Consider the following 23,522-nt stretch of genomic DNA (forward strand, 5'->3'; position numbering starts at 1 on the left):
CCTCGTTATGTCCGGGAAAATTACGTGGCGGTTTCCGGCTTTTGTGCTAATCTAGGTTTCGTATGAACGGAAACCTCCGGGCACAAGTGCTCGAACTAATGGGGCGAGCGGACTATGAACCGCTCAATAAATCGGAATTATCCCGGAAGCTGGACTTGCAAGGCAGTGACAGATCATCTCTCCGCATCCTCATGGACGAATTGGAGCGAGACCATTCTGTCGTCCGTCTGAAAAAAGGCCGTTTTGCCCTGAAAGTCGTCAACCATGATCTGGTCACCGGACGTATCAGGCGCTTAAAATCCGGAAAATGCCTCTTCATCCCCGACAAGGGCGATGCCGTTGCCCGTGAATACGGATGGGATACGGAATCCATCCCGGAAATCATCATCCAGCCCAATCGTTTGAATACGGCCATGGACGGAGACCGTGTCGCAGTTTCCCTGCAGCGTTCCCTCCCCAAAGGATGGAAAAAACATCGCAAGGGACGTCCCTCCAGCCTGGAAGAATTCCAGATCAAAGTCCGCGTCGAGAATATCCTGGCACGCAGGACACAGGTCTGGGTGGGAAACTTCAGGCCGACCCGCTCCTTCGGCAAGGTCTTCGGAGACGGCATCTCGTCACCGGAATACATTGAGTTGACGGAGAAACCGAAACAGGCCATCGAATCCGGCATGCTGGTTACAGTTTCACCCGTCTCATGGGGAGAAGGCAGAATTCCGTCCCGCGGTACCGTTCTGGAGGTTCTGGGCTATCCGAAAGACCCTCATGTGGATATGGAAGCCGTCATCCGCAAATACCAGCTCCCTCGCCAGTTCCCGCAGGATGTCATCCGCAATACCGAGGAACTGACTGAAGATCTCGACCAACAGGAACTGGCTCGGAGAGAAGACTGGACGGACCGCCCCGTCATGACTATTGACCCCGAAGGAGCCCGCGACTTCGACGATGCCATCCACGTCACCCGCGATGCAGACGGATGGGAACTAGCCGTCCACATCGCAGACGTTTCCCATTACGTTGCCATCGGTTCCCCTTTGGACGAAGAGGCCATGAAGAGAGGAAACTCCACCTACCTCCCCGACAGGGTTATTCCCATGCTCCCCCCACGCCTGTGCGATGATTTGTGCAGTCTTAGAGCAGGCGTCATCCGCCTGACCAAGGTCTGCGTCATGCGCTTCAACACCAAGGGAGAACGTATTAAAACGAAATTCGCGGACGCCTATATCCGCAACGAACGGCAAATGACCTACCCCGAAGCCTATCAACTCATGAACGGCAAGGGAAAAGACGATTTAAGCCGCATGCTGAAGGACGCATGGGATCTTGCTTCCCTGCTCCGCCGCAAGCGTTTTGCAAACGGAGCTCTGGATCTGGATTTCCCCGAAGTACGCGTTCTGCTGGATACCCAGGGTAAAGCCGTCAAAATCGTCTCGGAAGAATATGACGAAAGCCACCAGATGATTGAAGAATGCATGCTGGCAGCCAACGAAGCCGTAGCCGAAGCTCTGAAAAACAAAAACCGTCCCACGATCTACCGTGTCCATGAGGATCCGGACGAAGCCAAGCTCAATGCTTTCGGTGAACTCTGCAAAGTCTACGGGCACACGGTTCATGATCTGACGAATAAGAAAAACCTGATGACCCTGCTAGCCTCCATCAAGGGATCTCCCGACGAGCAAATCATGAAAATATCCCTGCTCAAAAGCTTGATGAGGGCCCGATACGACACATCGCCTCTGGGACACTACGGACTTTCCAAGACCAATTACTGCCATTTCACCAGCCCCATTCGCCGGTACGCCGACCTGGTTGTCCATCGTTCCCTGAACGCCTTGCTTGATAACCCTCCCGCCAATGCCTCACGCGGAGCCGGTTCCGTTGCCAGGCTCCAGGAAATCGCGGATCATATTTCCGACACGGAACGCGTCTCTGCCTCGGCCGAAAAGGAATCCAACATGATCAAGCTCATGGAATGGCTGGAAGAACAGACTCACGCCCAAACTCCCGAAGTCCACAGGGCCATCATTTCGGAAGTACGCCATTTCGGACTCCTCGTGGAAATCCCCCGCCTGCAGATCAAGGGGCTTGTCAAGCCGGACTCCTTCCCCAAAGGCAACTGGAGATACGAGAGTTTTGCAGACCGTTGGTCACACTCGAAAGGAAGTTCCCTCCAGCCAGGACGCATCCTGCCGGTCATCCCCGTCAAAGTCGACCGGGACAAACAGTGGGTGGACTTCGCCGTCGTCAGAAATCTCTTCGAAAAGGAGGATCAATAAAATTTGTTCCGATAAGCCTTTCGTCTTGCTCTGAAAGCCAAATTGATTACTCTTGATAGAAATATGAAACTCTCCCCCATATCACTGCGCAGGAAAGGATTCACCCTCGTTGAATTGCTGGTTGTCATTTCCATCATCGTCGCCTTGGCCGGTGTTGCATTCGTCACCGCTCAGAAGGCGATGAATACAGCTCGCGAACGCCAGTCCCAAAAAGATTGCGCCGACCTTGCTCTGGCCATCAACAATTTTATCGCCGACCATCAGGGCGTACTGCCGGTCGATTCCGTCGTGCGCATGGACAAGGACAAATGCATCACGACAAGCGTCGAGGATCCCTCCCGCCTGATCACCATCCTGATCGACCGCGAGAAAGGCCCCGAATTGGACCGCGTCAACCGTACCCGTAAAAAATACGTCAGCGGAGCCATAGTCGACAATCCGAAAGGCGGCATTTTCATGAACGGCAGAGATGCAGGACTGTACGATCCATGGGGCAAACCCTACTATGTCGTGCTTGATGCCGACGGAGACGAAGAAATCCAGGATCCGACCAGCAAGAAAGAACGCCCGATCTTCTCTCGCGTGATCGTGTACGGTACCGGACCCGACGGCACGGGCAGCCAGCTTGACCATAAGATCCTCGAACCCGAATTCACGGAAGACAACGTTTACTCCTGGAAGAAGTAATTCTTCCGCCTATAATGCATCTCCTCTCTCCGGCACTGCAAAAATCCTCGGGTTTTTGCAGTGCCTTTTCTCATTAATCCTCAGATATCATGAATTTCGCAAGATTCCCGCGTTATTTTTCCTCCCTGGCTCTTCTGGCAATGATGGGATTTTCCCACCATGCCCAGTCCGCCCCAACACCGCTAACCGACATTAATTACATTCCATCCGTCGGACAATCTCTCTCTGTCGGTTGGACGGCCAATCCTGTCGTTTCAACAGAGCAACCGTTTAAGAACATCATGTTCGCAGGCGGCGTTCGCCCCTACGAAACCGGTAACGACAAAAGCCGCTTCGTGCCTCTGGTAGAAAGTACTTCGCCTCCCAACGGCCCCAGAGGAGAAACGCCCGTCTCCGGCGCCGCAGAATTTTTCATTCGTTTTCTCAAAACCAGCAACTCTCCATTGGCAGGAAAAACTCAGATTCTCGGTGCAGCCAACGGAATCGGCGGAGTCAGCATCACGGCACTCGTCAAGGGCACAGGCCCCTATCAAAATATTCTGGATGACCTGGAGCAAGGTAAGAAACTTGCCGGCATGGAAAAGAAGACCTTCTCCATGCCCGGTTTTATCTGGACGCAAGGAGAAACGGACCAGCAGGATAAAAAGGAAAAGGATTGGTACAAACAACAGATGACCACCCTGATCCGGGATCTCAACCAAGACGCCAAAAAGATCACCGGACAAAAGAACGATTTATACTGCTTCGGCTATCAGGTCGGTTCCCATTTGAACTACCATGCCCAAAACCCGACCGACTACGCGACAATCGCCATTGCACAACTTGAACTGGCACTGGATCCGGAGAGCCGCTACATCATGACAACCCCCATGTACCATCTGACATACAGCGACGGAGTTCACTTGACGGCGCCCATGTCCAAGTTGTACGGAGCCCATATCGGATACGTCATGAAACAAGTGCTGGCCGACGGGAAAAAATGGCTTCCTATCCACCCTGTCTCCCATAAAATCGTCAAACGCGGTACGCAGTGGGCGATTTACGTGAAATTCCATACTCCTGTTGCACCTCTCGTCCTGGATACCGAAGCCATTTCCGATCCCGGCAACTACGGATTCTCCCTCATCGGCGAAGACGGCACGGAAAAAACAATTTCTTCCGTAGAAGTAACCAGCCCCGGCGTCATCTGTATCACGACTGCGGACAACCCGTCCAAAGCACATATCAGATATGGCATGACTCTGAATGCCAAACTTCCCTCCGGGCCCCGGACAGGTGCCCGGGGTTGTCTGCGGGACTCCCAGGGCAACACGATAACAGCAACCATAGATGGGGAAAACCACCGCCTTGACAACTGGTGCCCCTTCTTCGACTATGATTTAGCCGGGAAAAACAACCACTGATCCTCATAAACCCTCCCGTTCAAAGAACGGCCGCGACGCAACCTTTCTCCCCCAACGGCAAGGTATACACAGAATTTGCGATTTACTATCATCACGATACAGGCATAATCGCGCAGCCAATTTTCACCCCGCCATGATGACCGCAGCCGAAATACGTCAAAGCTTCCTCAATTTCTTCCAGGAAAAACAACACACGATCGTCCCTTCTGCCTCCCTGATGCCGCAGAGTCCCGGTTTGCTATTCACCAACGCGGGAATGAACCAGTTCGTCCCCTACTTCCTCGGCGTATGGACTCCTCCGTGGAATCCCGCCCGTGCGACGGATACCCAGAAATGCATCCGTGCCGGAGGAAAACACAACGACCTGGAAGATGTCGGCTATGACACGTACCACCACACCTTCTTTGAAATGCTCGGCAACTGGTCCTTCGGCGACTACTTCAAAAAAGAAGCCATCCACTGGAGTTGGGAACTCGTCGTAGAACGCTGGGGCTTCCCCGCAGAACGCCTCTATGCCACCGTATATTGCCCGGACAAAAGTAAAAACGATCCCGGAGAATTCGACCAGGAGGCCTGGGATGTCTGGGCGGAACTCTTCCGCGCCCGCGGTCTCGACCCGGATGTGCACATCGTCAACGGCAATGTCAAAGACAACTTCTGGATGATGGGGGAAACCGGCCCCTGCGGTCCCTGCTCCGAACTGCATGTCGATCTCACTCCACAGGGAGACACGATGGGCAAACTCGTCAACGGTGACTCCGACAAGTGCATCGAAATCTGGAACCTCGTCTTCATCCAGTACAACGCTGAAAGCGACGGTACCTTCCGCGACCTCCCCGCCCGCCACATCGACACCGGCATGGGCTTCGAACGCGCCTGTTCCATTATCCAGTGCACGGACGGCTTCAAAGATTTTTCCCGCCGTATCTCCAATTACGCCACAGACGTATTCCGTCCCCTGTTCGACGCGATCGAACGCCTTTCCGGCAAAACCTACACGGACGTTTACCCCTCCGGCGCCGGCAAAGGTCAGCAAATGGACGATACGCTCAAGGAAGCTATCGCCTTCCGAGTCATCGCCGACCACATCCGCACCCTCAGTTTCTCCATTGCCGACGGCATCCTTCCCGGCAACAACGGCCGCAACTACGTCCTCCGCCGCATCCTCCGCCGCGCCGTCCGGTATGGACGAACGCTCGGATTCACCCGCCCCTTCCTGGCTGAGCTCGTAGACACACTCGTGGAATCTTTCGGGACCACATTCCCGGAGCTCAATACCCGTCGCGACACAATTAAAGATGTCCTCCTGCGCGAAGAAACCAGCTTCAACGAAACGCTGGACCGCGGATTGGAACTCTTCGAAGCCGAAGCCGCCACGTCCGGCAAAATCAGCGGAGACTTCGCCTTCAAGCTTTACGACACCTTCGGTTTCCCGATCGACCTCACGGCTCTCATCGCTGAAGAACGAGGCCTGGCCCTCGACAGCGCCCGCTTCGACCAGCTCATGCAAGAACAGCGCGAACGTGCTCGCGCCGCACGCAAAAACGAAATCGTCCGGGCTCTCGATCTCAAGACGGATGCCGTCACCGACTTCATCGGCTATGGCTGCGACGAATGCACAGCCACCGTCACCCGGATCGTCCCGCAGGACAACACCCTCTTCGTCATCACCGACAAAAGCCCGTTCTACGCTGAAATGGGGGGCCAGGTTTCCGATACCGGCCTCATCGTCATCGGAGGCGACAGCCACCCCGTCCTCGCCGTCCAGCAAATCGGACAGGCCCGCGCCCACGTCATCGACAAAACACCGGATCTCGACCTGAAGGAAGGAGACCAAGTACGCCTCATTCTCGATACGGAACGCCGCCGGAAAATCGAGGCCAATCATACGGCCACGCACCTTCTACACAAGGCTCTGCATGAAATCGTCAGCACGGATGCAGCCCAGCAGGGGTCCTTCGTCTCGGAAGAACGCCTTCGCTTCGACTTCAACAGCGCCGCGCTCACACACGATCAAATCAAGGCCATCGAAGCCCGCGTCAACGGCTGGATCTCCTCCGGACTCACCGTCCATGGTACGGAACACGCCTACTCCGACGTCAAGAACAACAAGGCCATTACCCAGTTCTTCGGCGACAAATACGGCGACGTTGTCCGCGTCATTCAAGTCGGCGGGGAAGAAGACGCACTCAACGGCATCAGCATGGAATTCTGCGGCGGAACCCACATCGACAACACCAAAAACATCGGCCTCTTCAAAATCAAAAGCGAAGGTGCCATCGCCTCCGGAGTACGGCGCATCGAAGCCATGACAGGAGATGCCGCCGTCGCCGCCATCAAGGAACACGTCGCCGCCAAAGCACGGGAATTCTACACCTTCTACGAAAAAACCATAGAAGCCAACGGCAAGCTTGCCGACATGGGCCTCGAACAGTTTGCACTACCCAAGCTCGACGACAGACCCGCCATGAAGGCCCTGGCCTCCCGCGACATCGACGAAATCAACCTCCGCCTCGACCAGTTCGCCCAGGCTGTCGAACACATGAAGGAAATCGCCCTCGACGCTGAGAAAAAAGTCAAGAAAGCCCACGCCGCCGCCGCCGCCGGCCATGCAGACAAACTCCTCAACGAACTCCTCTCCTCCCACACGGACACGATCGTCATATCCGAAACCGGGTCGGGAGAAATGCTTCAGGAACTTCTCAACGGCCTCAAAAAAAGACAATATCCCGGCGCCGCCTTCATCATCATTGATGATGATTCCACCTTGCTATTGGGCTCCTATTGCGGCACGATAGCACAAGAGAAAGGCCTCCAGGCCGGCAAACTCCTCCAAGCCCTGGCTGCCATGGCCGGCGGCAAAGGAGGAGGACGAGCAGACCAGGCTCGCGGATCGGCTCCAGACAGGACAGCCCGTCAAACCCTTGCCGATGCCGCCGCCAAGGCCATGGTTCTCTAACAGCACCACCTCCTCTGCGGGAGGGGCAAACTCTTCCCTCCCGGGGAAAGCACCCCTTCCCGCCTATCAAAAACCTTCTGAAGCCATGCAAAAGCCCATCGTACCGGACGAGCCCAAGATTCCCCTCCTGCCGAATCTTTTCACCGCGGGCAACCTCCTCTGCGGATTCTTCGCCATCATGACCATCCTCCAGGGGATGATCGCCGGCACCCAGAACTCCACCTACCAGTTCCAGGCCGCCTACGAATCCTACCAGCAGGCCACCTACTTCATCTTCGCCTCCTGCATCTTCGACCTCCTCGACGGGCGCGTAGCCCGCATGAGCGGCCAGGAAGGCCCCTTCGGCCGGGAATTCGACTCCCTCGCCGACATCGTCTCCTTCGGTATCGCACCCGCCCTGCTCCTCTCCAAAGCCGTCCTCTTCAGCATCCCGCAACCCTGGATCGGCTGGGGCATTGCCGCCCTCTACCTCCTCTGCGCCGGGCTGCGCCTCGCACGGTTCAACTGCATGGCCGCCTCCCCCAAAAAGGAAGGACAAACGTCCGACTTCATCGGATTGCCCGTACCCATGGCCGCCGGAGCCATCGTCTCCACGATGTACCTCATCATCCACCTGTACCGCACGGAAATCGACCTCGGATTCTGGAAATACCTCCTCGCCATCATCATGGTCGGCATCTCCATCCTCATGATGAGCCGCGTCATGTACCCCAGCTTCAAGCACATCAACTTCACCACCAAAGGTACGATGACGGCCATCGCCGTCCTTGCCTTTGCCGGGATCGCCCTGTTCTGCTTCCCCTGGGTCATGCCGGCCATCCTCTTCTGCATCTACCTCCTCTACGGACTCATCCGCCCCTGGGTAGCCAAGCGCTGGCAAGCCATTCTGGAAGCCCGTGACCTGACGGACCGGGACGAATAACAGCCTGGGCGACCTGATCCCCCACCCACCCGCAGATTCCTTTCGCGGCCCCCCTCGTAAAAGACAAGGAGCATGCTTGCCCTTGTAACACCTTCGCGTTACAAGAAAGCCATGCCCACAGTTTCTCTATCCCTGGGAGAACGCTCCTACAACATCCACATCGACAACGGCAACCTGGACCGGGTCGGGGAATTCGCCTTCCGTGCCGGCCTCTCCGGCAAAATCGCCATCATCACCGAAACCCGCGTCTCCGGGTACTACGCCGATCGCGTCAAGACCTCCCTGGAAAGCACCGGCTTCATCGTCAGCCAGCACACCGTTCCCGCCGGGGAGTCTTCCAAGAGCCTGGAATGCGTCCGGGAACTCTGTTCGGAACTCGTCCGCGCCGGGCATGACCGCAGCAGTTCCATCGCAGCCCTTGGCGGAGGCGTCATCGGAGACCTTGCCGGCTTCGTCGCATCCATCTACTACCGCGGCATCCCCTTCATCCAGATCCCCACGACCATTGTCGCCCAGTCCGATAGCTCCACCGGAGGCAAAACAGCCGTCAACATCCCCGAAGGTAAAAACCTCATCGGCACATTCCACCAGCCCGCCGTCGTTGTCATCGACCCCACCACCCTCGTCACCATGGACACCCGCGCCCTCGCGGAAGGCATGGCCGAAGTCATCAAGCACGCCGCCATCCGGGACGCCTCCATGCTCCCGGAACTCCGCGAAATAGGCCCGGAAATCTCCATCGGCTTCTCTCTGAATACCATCGAACGCCTGCCCGACCTCATCGCGCGCAACGTCGCCATCAAAGCCCGCATCGTCGAAGAAGACGAACGGGAAACCCGGGACGTACGCGCCCTCCTCAACTTCGGACACACCATCGGCCACGGTATCGAAGCCTCCCTCCCCTACGGTGAAATCTTCCACGGTGAAGCCGTCGCCCTCGGCATGCGCGCCGCCCTGCACCTCAGCGTTCAAAAAGCCGGCCTTCCTCCGGCGGACGCACGTTCCATCATGAACGTCATCCGAGCCATGGACCTCCCCACCGTCCTCCCCAAGGGACTCGACACCGAGACCATCATGGAAAAAATCGCCAAGGACAAAAAATTCCGCAACGGCTCCATCAAATTCATCCTCCTCTCCCAGGCAGGCCAAGCCTTCGTCTCCCACGACATCACCGTCGACGACATGCAGGAAGCCGTCGAAGAACTCCGCCGCCCCCTCGCCTGAAAAACGCGCCGTCTCTCCCCTCCCCGCCCCCATCCATCCCGGCCATGAAACGCCTGTTCGCCCTTGTCCTCCTCAGCACCGCCCTGATACTAGGTACCGGAAGCGCCCGCGCCTCCGCACTGCCCGCCAACTGCAGCCAGGCCATCGTCGGCTCCACCAACGGTTGGAACGACTCCCATGTCCAGCTCAGTCTCCTCGAAAAACGCGGCGGCCAATGGACCCTCGTCAAAGGCCCATTCCACGGCCGCCTTGGCAAAAACGGCTCAGTCTGGGGACTCGGCCTCACCATGCCCGGACATGGGCAAACCGCTAAAAAAGAAGGAGACCTCCGCTCCCCCGCCGGAGTCTTCCTCCTCGGCGACGCCTACGGTACCGTGCGCACCCCCGACAAACACCGCAGCCTCACCTATCGCCGCGTCACCCCCTCCGACCTCTGGGTAGACGACCCCGCCTCCCCGGATTACAATCGGCACATCATCCTCAAACGTCCGGCCAGTACCCCCTGGGAACTCCAGCAGCAGATGAAGCTCAACGACTACCACCACAGCCTCAAACTCTTCATCCGCCACAACTCCGACGAAACGCCCGGACGCCCCGTCCCCGGCGCCGGCTCCTCCATCTTCTTTCATATCTGGCGCGGTAACGGAGCCATCCCCACCGCCGGTTGCACCACCATGTCCGAAGAAAACCTCCGGGCCCTCATCCGCTGGATCGATCCCGCCAAAACCCCCGTCTACATCCTCCTCCCCTCACGGGAATACATGAAACTCCGCACCCCCTGGGGACTGCCATAACACAAAGCCCCATCCCCCCCACCCGCATCATGGACAAATACACCCAGCAACTGCGCGTCCGCACCGACGAATGCGGAGCCGACTGCCGCCTCCATCCCGCCGCCATCCTCCGGTGGCTCCAGGACATCGCCGAAGATCACGCCTCATCCCAAGGTTTCGGTTACCAATTCTGCTGCCGGCACAGACTCGCCTGGGTCGAATTCCGCCTCGCCATCCGCATCCACCGGCTCCCCGAGTGGAAGCAAACCCTCGACGCCGCCACCTGGACCTACCCCGCCAGCCCCCTCATCGCCTACCGCGAATTCGTCATCAGCGACACAGACGGTTCCCCCCTCATCGAAGCCACCTGCCAGTGGGTTCTCATCGACGCCCGCCGCCGTCGTCCCGTCGCGTTAAAAAAACACATCTCCCACTTCCCCGAAGTCCCGCAAGGCTCCCCCTCCCCCCTCGTCCCCATCGACGAAAAACGACTCTCCCTCAAATCCCACGGAACCAACAAAACAACCGACGACACCCCGGACTCCGCGTCTGATGCCGCCCCCTGCCCCGTCCCCTCGGACAACACCGCCATCCCCACCCGGCACTTCCATGCCGAACGCAGCCTCGTCGACTTCAACCGCCACATCAACAACTCCGCTTACCTCATCTGGGCGCTCGACACCATCCCCGACTCCTGGATCGCCGGCAAACGCCCCGCCGAAATCTTCATCGCCTTCAACAAAGAAACCCTCCCCGGCGAAGACCTCCGTTCCCTCCTGCAACTCGACGACTCCGCCCCGGTCCCCGCCAGCCGGCACACCATCCTCGGCAGCGACGGTTGCGCCCGCGCCACCCTCTCCATCCGCTGGGAACCCGCCCCGGATGCCCCGGATATCCCCTCTCCGGAAGCCTAACCTCCTTCCGTTCCCTCCCTGCCGCCATGTCCTTCCTCGAAGTACAAGACATCCACGTTCGCTTCCCCGGCAAAAAAAACTTCCTCACCGGCAAAGCCGCCCCTCCCGTCTGCGCCGTCAACGGAGTCAGCCTCGCCGTCGAACAAGGGGAAATCCTCGGTCTCGTCGGAGAATCCGGCTGTGGCAAATCCACCCTCTCGCGCACCATCATGCAGCTCCAGCGCCCCACCGCCGGAGCCGTCATCCTACAGGGAGAAAACCTCACCGCCCTGCCCAACAAAACCATCCGCAAGCGGCGGCTCGACTTCCAGATGATCTTCCAGGATCCCTACGCCTCCCTCAACCCGCGCTACACCATCTACTCCACCCTTGCCGAAGCCATCCGCCAGCGCCGTCCCCTCGGCAAAGCCCAACTCCGCGACGCCGTCACAGCCCTCATGGAAAAAGTCGGCCTCGACCCGCGCTACATGCAAAAATACCCGCATGAATTCTCCGGAGGCCAACGCCAACGCATCGCCATCGCCCGGGCCCTTGCCCCCGAGCCCAAACTCATCATTGCCGACGAACCCGTCTCCGCCCTCGACGTCTCCATCCAGTCGCAAATCCTCAACCTCCTCACCACCCTCGCGCGCGATCTGAACCTCACCATGATCTTCATCTCGCACGACCTCTCCGTCGTCCGCTACATCTCCGACAACATCGCCGTCATGCGCCAAGGTACTATCGTCGAATACGGTCCCTCCGACACCCTCTTCACCTCCCCCACCCATCCCTACACCCAAAACCTCCTAGCCGCCATCCCCCACCTGCCCAGGGGGTAGAGCAGGCAGGAATTCCAAATCCTTCCATTTACTGTATCCGCCCTTAAAATCGAAAACTTTTTGTATAGGACAACCCCATTTTGTACACCTCCATCATCCGTAAGGCCTTGTTCTCCCATGACAGTTCTATTTGCTTTTGATAGCAGGTATCGGACATTTGCTGCAACAAGTCACGGTTGTCGTATAGCTTTCGGATTTGTGCGGCGAAGTCACGCACGCAGTCTTTGGGATTCGTCAAAGGTATGGTGCAACCGATGGATGAATCCACGACTTCCCCTTGTCCGCAGGTCTTTAGGCATAACACGGGAAGATTGTTCTTGACGGCCTCCAGCACCACGTGGGGAGTCCCCTCCATGATGCTGGTGAAAAGCAGCAGATCGGCCTTCCTCATCATCTCCTGGACTTCCTGATTGGACAGCAAGCCATGCCAGACGATTTCAGAATCCACGCCTGATTGCGATGCCATATTCTGATAATGTCTGGATTCTGCCTCCGATCCGGCTCCTACAATGTGCATTTTTACCGAAATGTCCCTTAATTGCTCCATCGTTGCAATAGCCAATCCCAGTTGCTTCCGGGAATCAAATTTCCCCACCCACATCAATTCCAGCCCGGGTTTATGAAAATCATGGAGATTCTCCGGAGAATCATTCTTGCTACATCCCGTTTCATTGATCAGGACCACATCCTGATGATGGTATCCTTGAATCACATCCGCGCATCCTTTGGTCGCGGCAATTAGGGCGAATGCCCTGTGGAGTGCCTGTAATACCCGGGGATGGTGCTTGCGCTGCCAGTCGTTGATTAAGTTTTTCACACAGGCCTTTATATATTGCGACTTGGAAACTCCTTTCAGAAAAGACAAAGGCATCAGCTCCATCCCTCCAATAGGTCCCCAGACAAAAGGAACACCCTCAATCTTCCACAGATAGCCGGGTTCACGAAAACCGATCATATTCAGCTGATGAAGAATGTCTATCCGATTTTCGGAGACAATCTGCCTAGCTATTTGCAGTGTCTTCTTCTGCCATTTTTGGTAGTACCAATAGAATCTCCAGTCACCCTGGTTCCAGCACATTCTGCGGATTTTATCCGGAACGGGATGATAATAGAAATGCATATGGTCTCTATAAGGGTGGATGGAGACTGCTTCTTCTATCTCTTTCCTCCACTCGCCCTCGGTAATGACAAAGAGATTACAATGCTGGGCCAGGCATGAGATCCAGTTCCAGGCCATGCCTGGTTCGCTTCCCCAATGGGGACTACAAGCGTATGCGTTGATGAGGACGTTGATCATATTTCTGTCGATTGAACGGTTTTCACATGGTATCTGTCGTATAAGCCGATACCTTATACCTGAATGGTTTCCCACCCGTCTGGAATGATTTCAGACCACCCTTCAGAATTCATCCACCGGGACGGGGCGATCACAATCTTCTCCGAATGTTGATTAAGCCACGCCCCCCACCAGGAAAACGAACTGTTGGCTATGATGTTATGCTTGCAAAGACTCATCAGCTGAATATCACGAAAACTCTCTCTCCCTTTATTCCAGTTTACATATCTTACGTCCGAATTGCCGAAAATTGCTCCCAAGCACTCTACACACCAGTCAATGTCATCGGAAAAGACGGAATACACTTCGGGAATAATCTTTTCTTTTATATGAGAGATAGCCTTTTTATAATACTCGATGGTACAAATTCCTGATGTATTGCCAATCTTCAAGTAATCCCCACGTCGTATATGTAATGCAACGGAATTTCTTCGTTGCAGTTCTTTGCCTAAAGATTCGTTTGGGGAACCAGATTCAAAAGACGGGAAGGTGAACGCTTTCAATACTTCCCGACGGACAGCCTGAAAATAACGTTCTGTCTGCCAGTAACCTATCAGATACTCGTCCTTGGTATTGGTCAAAACCCGTTCATCATAAGCCATACTTTTCCATTCATATCTCATGGATCTTCTTTTAGGAAACAAGCGGCACAGCTGCCAAATCCGATAATTCAAGAACGGATAAGCAACCTTCATGACTTCGCTAACAGTCGCTTCGGGTATCGACACGTTAAAGATCCGTTCCAATTCATAACCATTATGAATAGGGTAACCACGAAAAGCACGTGGATCAATGCGTACTTCTGATACCGATTCATATTGATGTTTGATAGCCAAAGCCAAAGCATACTGAAACATCTGGTTCCCAAGACCACCGAGAATATTAACTATCTTCATAAACAATCAATATTTTTGTGTTTTAATAAATTGGAATAAATTCTTTCCAGGTGAGCACTAACAACATTTAATGAAAAATGATCTTGAGCATATTTGTATCCATAATTGCTGATGTTTCTCCTGAGTTGTTCATCACAAATCAGTCGTTCAAGTTGAGTTGCCAATTTATCAGACTCTCCAAATGGAAATGTTAAACAATTCTTACCTTCCTCTATCACATCAGGCAACCCTCCGACGGGCGTTGTTATGACCGCTAGGCTATAAGACCATGCTTCCAGTACCACCATTGGGAACCCCTCTACATAAGAACACATACAATAAATAGAAGCATCATGAAATTGTTGATATTTACGATCTCCAACAATGTAATCTGTAAATTCTACACGATCATCTACACCAAGTTCTTCTGACATTTGCTTGTATTTGTCTATATTTCCGTTACCCATAAAAACAACTCTCCAATCCGGATATTTATCTTTCAGACAAGACCAGGCTTTCAGCAATAGATCGGGAGCTTTGTTATCATCTATTGTACCAGCAAAAATGATTAGCTTCTTTTTTTGTTCCGAGGGAATGGGTGGGATCATTTCACACGCATTATAAAGAACATCGGTAGGCTTCTGTATATCCATATATGCTTCTTTAAACAAGAGCTCCCATTTATGGGAAAGCAACAATATAAGATCGGCTTGCCTAAACCACCATTTAAAAAAAATATCATCTGCATAGGGTACCAATTGATTGCCGACATGTACTTCCATAATTATTTTTTTCCTGTATAATCTAGCTACAAGCAACTCAGGCAATTGGATCAACAAGGTGGTTCCCGGAACCATGTGAAAATGGATTATATCATATTTCCACATCAGAAACGGGGTTATCATTGCAGCTTTCGTGGCATACCATAATTTCCACAATACATTTCGTTGAATCTGCGTACCTAGCCAATAGCAAGAATACTTTTCCCATACCGGCATTTTTTTAATCAATCTTATCGCAGATGATATGCCCCCCCCCGATTTTTTGGAAGTACCAATCATCATAACTTTGACCATAACCTTATGGATATTGTTTTAATTGTATATCAGTTAAACATAAATACCAATCTCCATCACCATGGATTTAGTATTTCTTTCCAATCATAATCCGAATCTTTAAAAGTCTGCCGCCAAACTTGACCTATACATTTTAATACATACGCAAAAAAGACTACCATTATAAATACTATCAATATTTTCAAAGGAAAATATTTCATCATCGCAAATTCGCGAATTATTATTGACTGAACGATATATATTTCCAGACATAATCCTCCAATAATTCTAATAAACACATAACTAAATTTATTGTTATAGAGACGCTCTGCATAAATAGTCCGACATAACAAATAAAAAACAAAGTAACACCTAACTGAGGTAATATAACAAGTGGCTTCAAAAACAGAAAATAATCCATTTTAGTAATATATGTCAAAATATAATACCCCATAACAGACATAGATAAACCAACGCATATTTTCCATACAGAATAGTTTAAGCCATTTCCCCTTTGATCAAATTGTATTTTTCCCAACACTCCCCCCATAAACATAGGTATAAAATACAAGCTCCAAATCCATCGATACATCATGTCGGAATCATTCACATTCACGAAGAAAAACAAAGCGATATAGGATACCGTTAATATCCCGCTAACAAAGAAACAGATATAACGGCATGATTGTATCGTAATAGCATCCGTTATGATATATTTCTTAATTGGATAGAATAATAAATAGAAAATCATAATACAGGAGACAAAAAATCCACCGCCTGAAATAACTATTTCCGCCATGTTTCTATTACTATGAAAAAAGCACGCACATACTAATGCCCAAGCAAATACTGTCGGATAAATTCTGTTAATGCGCCGTTTATACCAATTAAAAAAACTCATTTTCTTTTGACTGAGAAACAGGGTATACCCAGAACAAAAGAAAAACAAACAGTCACCAAACGAACCACCCGTAGCAAACATAGCATATTTTCCGAGCAAGGGATCCAGGTGAGACCATGTAATCAGTAGTGCGACCAAACACTTAAGAAGATCAATGCTGTAATCTCGTTCCATTACCGTATTTGCCTGGATTGTTCCAACTGTTCCCGCGTCAATCTTTTCTCTGCTGGATATAGCCTGCACTCGTGTTCAAGACATTCATCAATGGTAAATCGATATTTGAGGACTTTTGCCGGTACCCCCCCCACTATTGCATAAGGTGGAACAGACTTGTTTAGTACAGCTCCTGCGGCAATGATACTTCCCCGCCCCACGGTCACTCCGGAAAGTATGGTCACATTGATTCCAAGCCAATGATCGCCTTCAAGAATCACATCTTTATCATCACCTGACTTTTTTTCATAATCACCATCAAAAATAAAATGTCCTGTTTTATCAAACCTGTGATTACCCGATATGATTTTCAAATATGGAGCAATTTCCGTTTTAGGACCGATCAACACTTTGGCTTCAGTTGAATAGATGACAGCATACCGGGCAATTCTCACATTATCGGAAATGTGAATATTATGCAGTCCCTTGAAAACCGATGTGGATGGTTTCAAGAGAACATTATGGCCACAGCTCCCCAGGCACTGTTTATAACAGAACGCAAGGAAACTATCCCAGATAAAAGATATCCCTTCTCGCATCTTAACAAAATAACCCAATAAACGCATATTTTTACAATTTATTTTTACAACATCATTCACATGCCAATCGACCCGATCAGTCAGGAGTTCAAACTGGCACTGAACAGGTGTCGGTCAGAGAGAAAATCATGCAGCTGTTTTCCGCATAACCTGTAATCAAAATGTTCCCTCCCCAATTCGAAACCTTTCAGGCCGATCTCAATTGACTTGTCCGGATTGGTTGCAATCCATTCAAAGGAACTGCAAAAGCCGGAAGACGAGTATTCATTTAGTATGATGTTGACTTTATCCTTGAAATAAGTTTTCACCTCACCTACATCATTTGAAATAATCGCCGTACCAGAAGCCAGATATTCGGCAATTTTCTGACTAAACCTGGCCTTATCCTGCTCATAATCAGGATCAAGAGGAACAACCAGCCCTGATGCTGTCCGGTTGAGATACATGAATTCATCGAAAGGTATTCCATATCTGATTTCCACCAGTCTAGACAGTTTCATATCCTCTATCATACGACAGACATCGTCTATGGCGCCCTGTCCTCCTGCAAGTACCAATATCAGATGATACTCAGAATGTTGCTTTGCAAAATCACTGAAACCATCTATCACTGTCCGAATTACTCTTATGTATTCAGCAGAAACGCAATACAGAAAAAAAGACCCTTTTTTCGTCGGAATTGTAAAATCTGCAAAATCCGCTTCCACAGGAATTTTCAGATAAGGCTTTCTGAATTTCTGTATTCTTCGGATGATATATTCGCTGATAGGTAATATCGCATCCACGCTATAACCAAATACCCTAGAATATAAGTGATTACCCCATTTTTTCAAGTGGTTCTTATTTAAAAAAGTACCTAACCACTCGTGTGAAATGGCCGCTACCCTATAGCCGGCTTTACGTGCAGCGAGAATATTCAAATAATAAAATGGAAGATAGGGAGCTTCTACTATCACCCAATTCATCCTTTCCGGGCGATACCATCTTTTCAGATCGGATATCAACCGAGCATTGTTCCTGAAAGGGCTGACATACCATACACCTTTTGCGGGATAATCAACGACAGTCCCGATTCCATCCAACTTTGTATACTCCGGTACAGAAATACCCTTTTTCCCAATCGAACCGTTATGTATATAGCAAATGTCTCCTTGTTCGGAAAGTCCTTTTGCCATGAACTCCACCTTTGTATTACAGGCAGAAAAAGAATATCCATACCCATTGGTACAACCTAAAAATACTATATTATTCAGCATAGTCGATTTGTTTAATCACTTTACACGGAACTCCGGCAGCCACTACATTTGCAGGAATGTCCTTAGTCACGATACTCCCGGCTCCAATAAGTGAATTTTCCCCGATTGTCACACCTTTCAACACCTTGACACCGTAGCCAAGCCAAACGTTGTCACAAATAATGACGGGGGCATCATTACCGACACGTGTATCTCCTTGATGCCAGTCCGTGTCTGTGATTAATGTATTGGCACCACATCTTACGTGGTTACCTATTTCTATTTTTAGAGCTGCGGCTACCACTGTACCAGAAAATCCGCAGTCGTTTCCTATTTTTATCTCTGCATTACGGTAAAGTGTTGCAATTATACAAGGTGTATATACCCCAATCAGATTGGAAGAATGGGACGAATTGAAACACGCATGGTCTCCAATTACTATTTGAGAGTTTGGGAGCATACGGAATATGGTACATCCTTTGAATTGATTTCCCTTACCGAGCGTTACCCCCCACCACGCAGCCTTTATTCTACAAATTGCTGTCGAAACCAAACGAGAAATGGTGATTCCCAAAAGATTAATGTAATGTGGGTGAACAAATCTTTTCATGACCAGTAACAGGCTCCTTCTACTTTTTGAGCATTCCGAGGCCGTTCGGCATCACTTGGATAAGTCCAATATTCATTGAACAAATCTGTGAATCTCGTATCATCTCCATGATAACGGCCTTCCCAGCGTTTTCCTTTAATTCCAAAAAGTAGCTGAGCCCCCCCCCCTAAATGCAATGCTTTTTTATTCAACGATTTGGCAAATGCAGCAAGAGGCAGACCATAAGCTCCACAACCCACTATGAGGAAATCAAAATTGCGTTTGGTAATTTCTTCCTTCATGAAATCCAATGCCTCAAACCAATCTTTAAAAGGACTTTTCTCTCCTGCAATAGTCTGCACGGCTTTAATAATCTCCAAATCGAAGTCAGGCAGCATATCCGGATTATTGAACAAATGCCTGCGATGATTTTTATATTGAGCCAATATGCTATCCTTGAACGGATGCACTACCAATACTTTCTTACCCTCAAGTATTTTAGTCCAGGGTTGCCGGGCAAAAAACGGATATAAGCTTTCCAGCTGTACCATCCTGCAGTCTTGGTTGAAGGGCAAAAACTTTTCGGGATAAGAAAAACGGCCACATACATCCATCATCGGTATTTCTTTCAGATACAATTCTGCAAATCTTTCGATTTCTACAATTATATTTCCTCCCTTGCCGGAAAAGAACCCTGCATTATTCTGTATTTCATAGAAAGGACGTCCAGTATCGTAGAAAGGCATTCTGGTATCATCAATAATATAGTCAATACATTTCCTGACATACGAACGGTTCCCATGTACAGTCAAATAGTTTAATACAACGGCAAGTTCAGATGTCCCTATCCTTCCAATAAAGCAAGCTTTGTCGTTGCTGAACAACTCCGTTAATAGTTGATTGGTCTTTTCCCACTCGTCTGCTTGTGGCCAGGGATTGCCCGTAAATTCAACCTTTGTACATTTACGATAGATCTTGCGCAGACCTTTGAGTATTATTTTTTCCATCATTTTTCACTTTTTATTTCAGTGTATATTTCCATCGTGCGATTAGCATTCGTGATGCCATCATGGCGTTCCCTAGCGACTTCTATCCCATTTTTTGACAATTTTCCTGCCAGATCATCATTCCCAAAGATTCGGCATATAGCTGCTGCGAGCATTTCGGTTTCCTCAAACCGATAAAGCAATCCGGTTCTTCCGTTCTCGATCATGTCGGGCACACCGCCAACATAGGAGGCGACTACCGGGCAACCAACCAGTTGAGCCTCACCCAACGAATTAGGTGAATTTTCAATGGAGGACGGACAAACAAACACGTTTGCCTGTCGATATTGCTCAGCCATACGATCTGCATCAATCATCCCTGTAAAATGAAATCTATCCCTGATCCCATATTTAATCATTAGCGAATTCACGTAGTGGGCAAAGGTTGTGTATCTCAATCTGCTTCGGAAGGAGGATGTGTTAAGAAAATCATGACCTGCCACATACACTTCGGTATCAGGATAATCCCGTAAAATGAGAGGCATGGCTTCTACCAATTTGTGGATGCCTTTGAGGGGTTGGTTGGTCTGGCTAAGAAAGATGCGATGCCGATGGCATTGATTAATATTCCATTTTTCGTTAGCATAAAATGCAGGCCGTAAAGTCTCATTGCAGAAATGATACGTTGCGAGAGGATTAATAGCCCACGTATGATCATGATCCCATGTAGTGCGACCGATAATATGATTTATTTTACGAAGCAATTCCTCTTCCATGTGACCTTGACGGATATATCTTTTCCGTCCTTTCATGGGCGTTGAAGCAATAAATAAATCATAAAAAGTTATATTCTTTAACATATCAGATATTCTAATGTCTGCGGTATAGTTTCTCGCACAGCGAGAAACCAGCCCCTGTATGGACACCACTACGTTTGCTGCCCCCACAGCATTGACATAGGCCAGGCCATGAGGATATTCACTGCCATGTATATGCACCACATCCGGAGAAAAACGTTGAGCGATTTCCTTCCAGTCTTTTTCTATCGAAGCATCATAAGTATCACGATAGAGCAACCCAGGTAATGCATAAAAAGTAAATCCTCCAGCTTTTACTTCCTCCCATTGCTTCACACTCTTGATGCGAGAAGCAATGGCCAGTTCCATACCTGGATCGATTTCTTTTAATTGAAGTGCCAGGGAACGCATCCATCCTCCCGTAAAAGGAGCGGAAATTCCTTTGTGATCAAAATATTCTTGAAACAGATTGTTAGCTATCCACAGAATTTTCATGATTATATTGTAATTGTAAAAATCTTCTGTTACAGATCTGATTATTTGCCTTTTACTGGCTGTAGAAAGTAATAATTACGAATTTCATCATCATTCATATTCCTTACCTTGGGCGACATCAACAAGGCTATCCCCATCCAAATCACCAAAAATTTCAAGTTGAACGTCAAATGTCCGAACGGATAGAGTTCCAAAAGGCTTAAAAGTATAATGAACCCCAACGCCTTACATAAAGTATTGCGTGACTTGAAAATACCCAATAGCGCAGGATAAAGGAGCAGGAGTATGTATGTCCAAGCCAAGAGATATCCCCCTTTTAACACCAGGTTATAATAACCGGTCTCGCTGCCATATCGCCATCCATTTAACTTATCATTTTCCAGGAGAGGAAAATAATACCTTCCGTTAAGACCTTTACCTACCCATAATTCTACGTCATTCATTTGGGCTGTCAATGCTTCGTCTACTTTGGAACGCGAATCATGCATTCCCCGTTTTTTCAAATAATCAAACCCGGAAAAATCAGAAGCCAAATAGACGGTTCCACTTGCCATGACAGCGGTTAGTATCATCGCAATAATTTTATAACGCCAATTCACCGATTTAATGTAAAAATAAATATTGAAAAGCAATAATGTCCCTATCGTTGCCGAGTTGCCTCTACGAGCTCCCATCATATTTATCAGCAAAGTAAATAAAAGAGCAACAATATTGATAATCCAAACTTTGGAAGAAACATACTTTCTACATAATGCGACAAGGGCTATATTGCTATATATTTGTCCATAATATCGGTAATCTTCCGCAGAGGTTTCCCATGACTGGAGTGTTTCTGTGCTTTGTTTGATAGATGAGGACAAAATTTGATCATAAAATAAGAAGAAAGCAATGATGACAATAATGCTAATGAGAACAGAAGCTTTGACAATGGGACGAAAATCATAATCGCTTATCGGCCAAAGCAAAAACAAAGGCATAAGATAAGGCAATATGTAAGTAGGTTGAAAAAAATGAAAATTGATCAATCCCTGTATAGTAAACCATTGATAGGGATAATCTATCAAATATCCCCTCACAATCATGATGATGCACAAAATCACATAAGAAAAAAACAACCATAAATGCTTACAGGGCAATTGGAAAGACAGGCGATGCCTTGCCAGATAAAATCCCCGGAAAATAGAACACCACCCCAAATAACATATAGCAGCATATATGAGTTGCATATGAGTGATATTGAGAAATATTATTCCAAGAGAATGCAAAAGCATTCCCCAGACTACATAGGAAAAAGGTCTTTTACGGTCGCAAATCGAGAAGCTGAAATTCATTTTTTTCCTGATTCAAATATACTTTTAAGTTTGTCGTAATATTCAGTTGCAAAGACCAGCTGTAGGCAGTGATTCAAATTTTTCTTTCTAATGGAAGACACTATTTGGAATGCGTCATCCAGATCTTGAGCCATATATACGTAGTCATCGTAAACGCCCTTAAACCAGTCAGCACCTGTAATAACCTTATGATCTATTGTTCTGATAATCACCACCGGTGTTCCTGCCGCAAGAGCAAATATGGTTCCGTGATAACGGTCGGTTATCACGGCTTCAAACCTGGAAAAGTATTCTATTTGCTGTTCGATATACTTTCGGGGGTCTTTTCTTATCTTGGTAAAAAAAACCTTGACGGTTGTATCACTCACGACAACAGGCACGTCCTCAAACCTCTTGATCAGTGAAAACAGTTCTTCTTCCGAAAAATACTTTTCGCCGTCGTTCCTGCAGCATAAACTTATCCCACGTCGGTTCTGGTTGAAACAGAATGTTCCTATAAGGCTTGTTACAATATCAGGGAAAAGTTCTACGTGTACATCCGGCATCATTTCTTGAGCCGTTCCGTAAGAGACCTTATCTCTTGCCAAAAACAACATATTGTGTGCCTGATTGTAGATTTGAGCACTTCGCAGCTTGTTTTCATGATGTTGAAAGAATACGGTTTGAGGCATCATCAAAATTCGTGCATCCGGAAGTGCCTCAATCACCAGCCGGTGCATCAAGTCATGATTTCCCCCCAAATCCTGTGTGGTATATCCGCTTTGAAACAGGATTATGTCACGATTCCTGTATTCCCTCTCAATCAATTTGATAAAGCCATATTTTTCGTTCACTACGGTATCAGCCTCTACCTCAATAAGTTTATGCTCAGGATAATTTTTCAGTATCCAGTTATGGATGCAGTAGTACTGGGCCATATCTCCCAAATTAGAGTGAGCGGTAATTCCCAAATAAAACAGTCTTGGCTGAGACTTCGGGCAGCAAGATATTTCCGTTTTTATTCTTTCTATATCATTCTTTATGAAGTTTGTTTTACACATCTTTCGTATTGTGCGTAAAATAGGTCCGTACAAGGGCCTCGTCAAATCCTTCAGTTTTTTTGTATTCATGTATCAATTAAACTTCTTTGCGTAATAGATATCCTTCCAGTGCGGTTCTATACGAATGAGGCACCAAAACAGTAACGGGTTA

20 protein-coding genes are annotated in these 23,522 nt (G+C 49.4%); 9 read left to right on the plus strand and 11 right to left on the minus strand.

Features of this window, described 5'->3' with window-relative positions; genetic code table 11:
• Positions 1-62 precede the first annotated feature (62 nt).
• The 9 genes from QET93_RS12970 to QET93_RS13010 all read left to right on the plus strand — a co-directional run bounded on the left by QET93_RS12970 (position 63) and on the right by QET93_RS13010 (position 11,979).
• A complete protein-coding gene (locus tag QET93_RS12970; RefSeq protein WP_280132513.1) occupies positions 63-2,276 on the plus strand; it encodes a VacB/RNase II family 3'-5' exoribonuclease in 2,214 nt (737 codons plus the stop codon).
• Positions 2,277-2,339: 63 nt separating this feature from the next.
• Positions 2,340-2,963, plus strand: a complete 624-nt coding sequence (locus tag QET93_RS12975) for a type II secretion system protein (RefSeq protein ID WP_280132514.1) — start codon at positions 2,340-2,342, stop codon at positions 2,961-2,963.
• Between the two features lie 89 nt (positions 2,964-3,052).
• A complete protein-coding gene (locus QET93_RS12980; RefSeq protein WP_280132515.1) occupies positions 3,053-4,366 on the plus strand; it encodes a sialate O-acetylesterase in 1,314 nt (437 codons plus the stop codon).
• A 133-nt stretch (positions 4,367-4,499) separates the two neighbouring features.
• Positions 4,500-7,325, plus strand: coding sequence for an alanine--tRNA ligase (gene alaS, locus QET93_RS12985; RefSeq protein WP_280127502.1), 2,826 nt, complete (start codon positions 4,500-4,502; stop codon positions 7,323-7,325).
• An 85-nt stretch (positions 7,326-7,410) separates the two neighbouring features.
• Positions 7,411-8,247, plus strand: coding sequence for a CDP-diacylglycerol--serine O-phosphatidyltransferase (gene pssA, locus QET93_RS12990; RefSeq protein WP_280127503.1), 837 nt, complete (start codon positions 7,411-7,413; stop codon positions 8,245-8,247).
• A gap of 72 nt (positions 8,248-8,319) precedes the next feature.
• The gene (aroB, locus tag QET93_RS12995; protein WP_280132516.1) at positions 8,320-9,471 is read left to right on the plus strand and encodes a 3-dehydroquinate synthase; all 1,152 of its coding nucleotides are present in this window, start codon (positions 8,320-8,322) and stop codon (positions 9,469-9,471) included.
• A 44-nt stretch (positions 9,472-9,515) separates the two neighbouring features.
• Entirely contained in the window at positions 9,516-10,265 is a 750-nt protein-coding gene (locus QET93_RS13000) for a L,D-transpeptidase family protein (protein WP_280132517.1), read from the plus strand.
• Positions 10,266-10,294: 29 nt separating this feature from the next.
• Positions 10,295-11,158 carry an acyl-ACP thioesterase domain-containing protein gene (locus QET93_RS13005; RefSeq protein WP_280132518.1) on the plus strand — a complete coding sequence of 288 codons (864 nt, stop codon included), beginning with the start codon at positions 10,295-10,297 and terminating at the stop codon, positions 11,156-11,158.
• Positions 11,159-11,184: 26 nt separating this feature from the next.
• Positions 11,185-11,979 (plus strand): ATP-binding cassette domain-containing protein, encoded by a 795-nt coding sequence (locus QET93_RS13010; protein WP_280132519.1) that lies wholly within the window; start codon positions 11,185-11,187, stop codon positions 11,977-11,979.
• A gap of 43 nt (positions 11,980-12,022) precedes the next feature.
• On the opposite strand, the gene QET93_RS13015 is transcribed toward QET93_RS13010, so the two are convergent.
• The 11 genes from QET93_RS13015 to QET93_RS13065 all read right to left on the minus strand — a co-directional run bounded on the left by QET93_RS13015 (position 12,023) and on the right by QET93_RS13065 (position 23,440).
• Positions 12,023-13,276 (minus strand): glycosyltransferase, encoded by a 1,254-nt coding sequence (locus QET93_RS13015; RefSeq protein ID WP_280132520.1) that lies wholly within the window; start codon positions 13,274-13,276, stop codon positions 12,023-12,025.
• Between the two features lie 53 nt (positions 13,277-13,329).
• Positions 13,330-14,211, minus strand: a complete 882-nt coding sequence (locus tag QET93_RS13020) for an alpha-1,2-fucosyltransferase (RefSeq protein ID WP_280132521.1) — start codon at positions 14,209-14,211, stop codon at positions 13,330-13,332.
• Positions 14,208-15,254 (minus strand): glycosyltransferase family 4 protein, encoded by a 1,047-nt coding sequence (locus QET93_RS13025; protein ID WP_322190020.1) that lies wholly within the window; start codon positions 15,252-15,254, stop codon positions 14,208-14,210. Before QET93_RS13025 ends, QET93_RS13020 begins: the two co-directional genes overlap by 4 nt.
• A gap of 232 nt (positions 15,255-15,486) precedes the next feature.
• Positions 15,487-16,389 (minus strand): acyltransferase, encoded by a 903-nt coding sequence (locus QET93_RS13030; protein WP_322190021.1) that lies wholly within the window; start codon positions 16,387-16,389, stop codon positions 15,487-15,489.
• A complete protein-coding gene (locus QET93_RS13035) occupies positions 16,320-16,958 on the minus strand; it encodes a hypothetical protein (protein ID WP_322190022.1) in 639 nt (212 codons plus the stop codon). Before QET93_RS13035 ends, QET93_RS13030 begins: the two co-directional genes overlap by 70 nt.
• Positions 16,959-16,978: 20 nt before the next feature.
• Entirely contained in the window at positions 16,979-18,073 is a 1,095-nt protein-coding gene (locus QET93_RS13040; protein ID WP_280132525.1) for a hypothetical protein, read from the minus strand.
• A 70-nt stretch (positions 18,074-18,143) separates the two neighbouring features.
• Entirely contained in the window at positions 18,144-18,743 is a 600-nt protein-coding gene (locus QET93_RS13045; RefSeq protein ID WP_280132526.1) for an acyltransferase, read from the minus strand.
• The gene (locus QET93_RS13050) at positions 18,740-19,732 is read right to left on the minus strand and encodes a hypothetical protein (protein ID WP_280132527.1); all 993 of its coding nucleotides are present in this window, start codon (positions 19,730-19,732) and stop codon (positions 18,740-18,742) included. Before QET93_RS13050 ends, QET93_RS13045 begins: the two co-directional genes overlap by 4 nt.
• On the minus strand, positions 19,729-21,000 hold the full coding sequence (locus tag QET93_RS13055; protein WP_280132528.1) for a glycosyltransferase family 4 protein: 1,272 nt from the start codon (positions 20,998-21,000) through the stop codon (positions 19,729-19,731). Before QET93_RS13055 ends, QET93_RS13050 begins: the two co-directional genes overlap by 4 nt.
• A 41-nt stretch (positions 21,001-21,041) precedes the next feature.
• Positions 21,042-22,226: a hypothetical protein gene (locus QET93_RS13060; protein ID WP_280132529.1), complete on the minus strand. Its 1,185-nt coding sequence runs from the start codon at positions 22,224-22,226 to the stop codon at positions 21,042-21,044.
• 101 nt (positions 22,227-22,327) lie between these two features.
• Positions 22,328-23,440: a polysaccharide pyruvyl transferase family protein gene (locus QET93_RS13065; RefSeq protein WP_280132530.1), complete on the minus strand. Its 1,113-nt coding sequence runs from the start codon at positions 23,438-23,440 to the stop codon at positions 22,328-22,330.
• Positions 23,441-23,522 lie beyond the last annotated feature (82 nt).

Origin of the sequence: Akkermansia sp. N21116 (assembly GCF_029854705.2) — a bacterium.
Taxonomy (GTDB): Bacteria; Verrucomicrobiota; Verrucomicrobiia; order Verrucomicrobiales; family Akkermansiaceae; genus Akkermansia.

What these genes read in the sequence shown, in the direction of transcription:
- QET93_RS12970 (WP_280132513.1), top strand. Translation starts at nt 63, where the DNA reads ATGAACGGAAACCTCCGGGCACAAGTGCTCGAACTAATGGGGCGAGCG.
- QET93_RS12975 (WP_280132514.1), top strand. Translation starts at nt 2,340, where the DNA reads ATGAAACTCTCCCCCATATCACTGCGCAGGAAAGGATTCACCCTCGTT.
- QET93_RS12980 (WP_280132515.1), top strand. Translation starts at nt 3,053, where the DNA reads ATGAATTTCGCAAGATTCCCGCGTTATTTTTCCTCCCTGGCTCTTCTG.
- alaS (WP_280127502.1), top strand. Translation starts at nt 4,500, where the DNA reads ATGATGACCGCAGCCGAAATACGTCAAAGCTTCCTCAATTTCTTCCAG.
- pssA (WP_280127503.1), top strand. Translation starts at nt 7,411, where the DNA reads ATGCAAAAGCCCATCGTACCGGACGAGCCCAAGATTCCCCTCCTGCCG.
- aroB (WP_280132516.1), top strand. Translation starts at nt 8,320, where the DNA reads ATGCTTGCCCTTGTAACACCTTCGCGTTACAAGAAAGCCATGCCCACA.
- QET93_RS13000 (WP_280132517.1), top strand. Translation starts at nt 9,516, where the DNA reads ATGAAACGCCTGTTCGCCCTTGTCCTCCTCAGCACCGCCCTGATACTA.
- QET93_RS13005 (WP_280132518.1), top strand. Translation starts at nt 10,295, where the DNA reads ATGGACAAATACACCCAGCAACTGCGCGTCCGCACCGACGAATGCGGA.
- QET93_RS13010 (WP_280132519.1), top strand. Translation starts at nt 11,185, where the DNA reads ATGTCCTTCCTCGAAGTACAAGACATCCACGTTCGCTTCCCCGGCAAA.
- QET93_RS13015 (WP_280132520.1), bottom strand. Translation starts at nt 13,276, where the DNA reads ATGATCAACGTCCTCATCAACGCATACGCTTGTAGTCCCCATTGGGGA.
- QET93_RS13020 (WP_280132521.1), bottom strand. Translation starts at nt 14,211, where the DNA reads ATGAAGATAGTTAATATTCTCGGTGGTCTTGGGAACCAGATGTTTCAG.
- QET93_RS13025 (WP_322190020.1), bottom strand. Translation starts at nt 15,254, where the DNA reads ATGATGATTGGTACTTCCAAAAAATCGGGGGGGGGCATATCATCTGCG.
- QET93_RS13040 (WP_280132525.1), bottom strand. Translation starts at nt 18,073, where the DNA reads ATGGCAAAAGGACTTTCCGAACAAGGAGACATTTGCTATATACATAAC.
- QET93_RS13045 (WP_280132526.1), bottom strand. Translation starts at nt 18,743, where the DNA reads ATGAAAAGATTTGTTCACCCACATTACATTAATCTTTTGGGAATCACC.
- QET93_RS13050 (WP_280132527.1), bottom strand. Translation starts at nt 19,732, where the DNA reads ATGATGGAAAAAATAATACTCAAAGGTCTGCGCAAGATCTATCGTAAA.
- QET93_RS13055 (WP_280132528.1), bottom strand. Translation starts at nt 21,000, where the DNA reads ATGAAAATTCTGTGGATAGCTAACAATCTGTTTCAAGAATATTTTGAT.
- QET93_RS13060 (WP_280132529.1), bottom strand. Translation starts at nt 22,226, where the DNA reads ATGCAACTCATATATGCTGCTATATGTTATTTGGGGTGGTGTTCTATT.
- QET93_RS13065 (WP_280132530.1), bottom strand. Translation starts at nt 23,440, where the DNA reads ATGAATACAAAAAAACTGAAGGATTTGACGAGGCCCTTGTACGGACCT.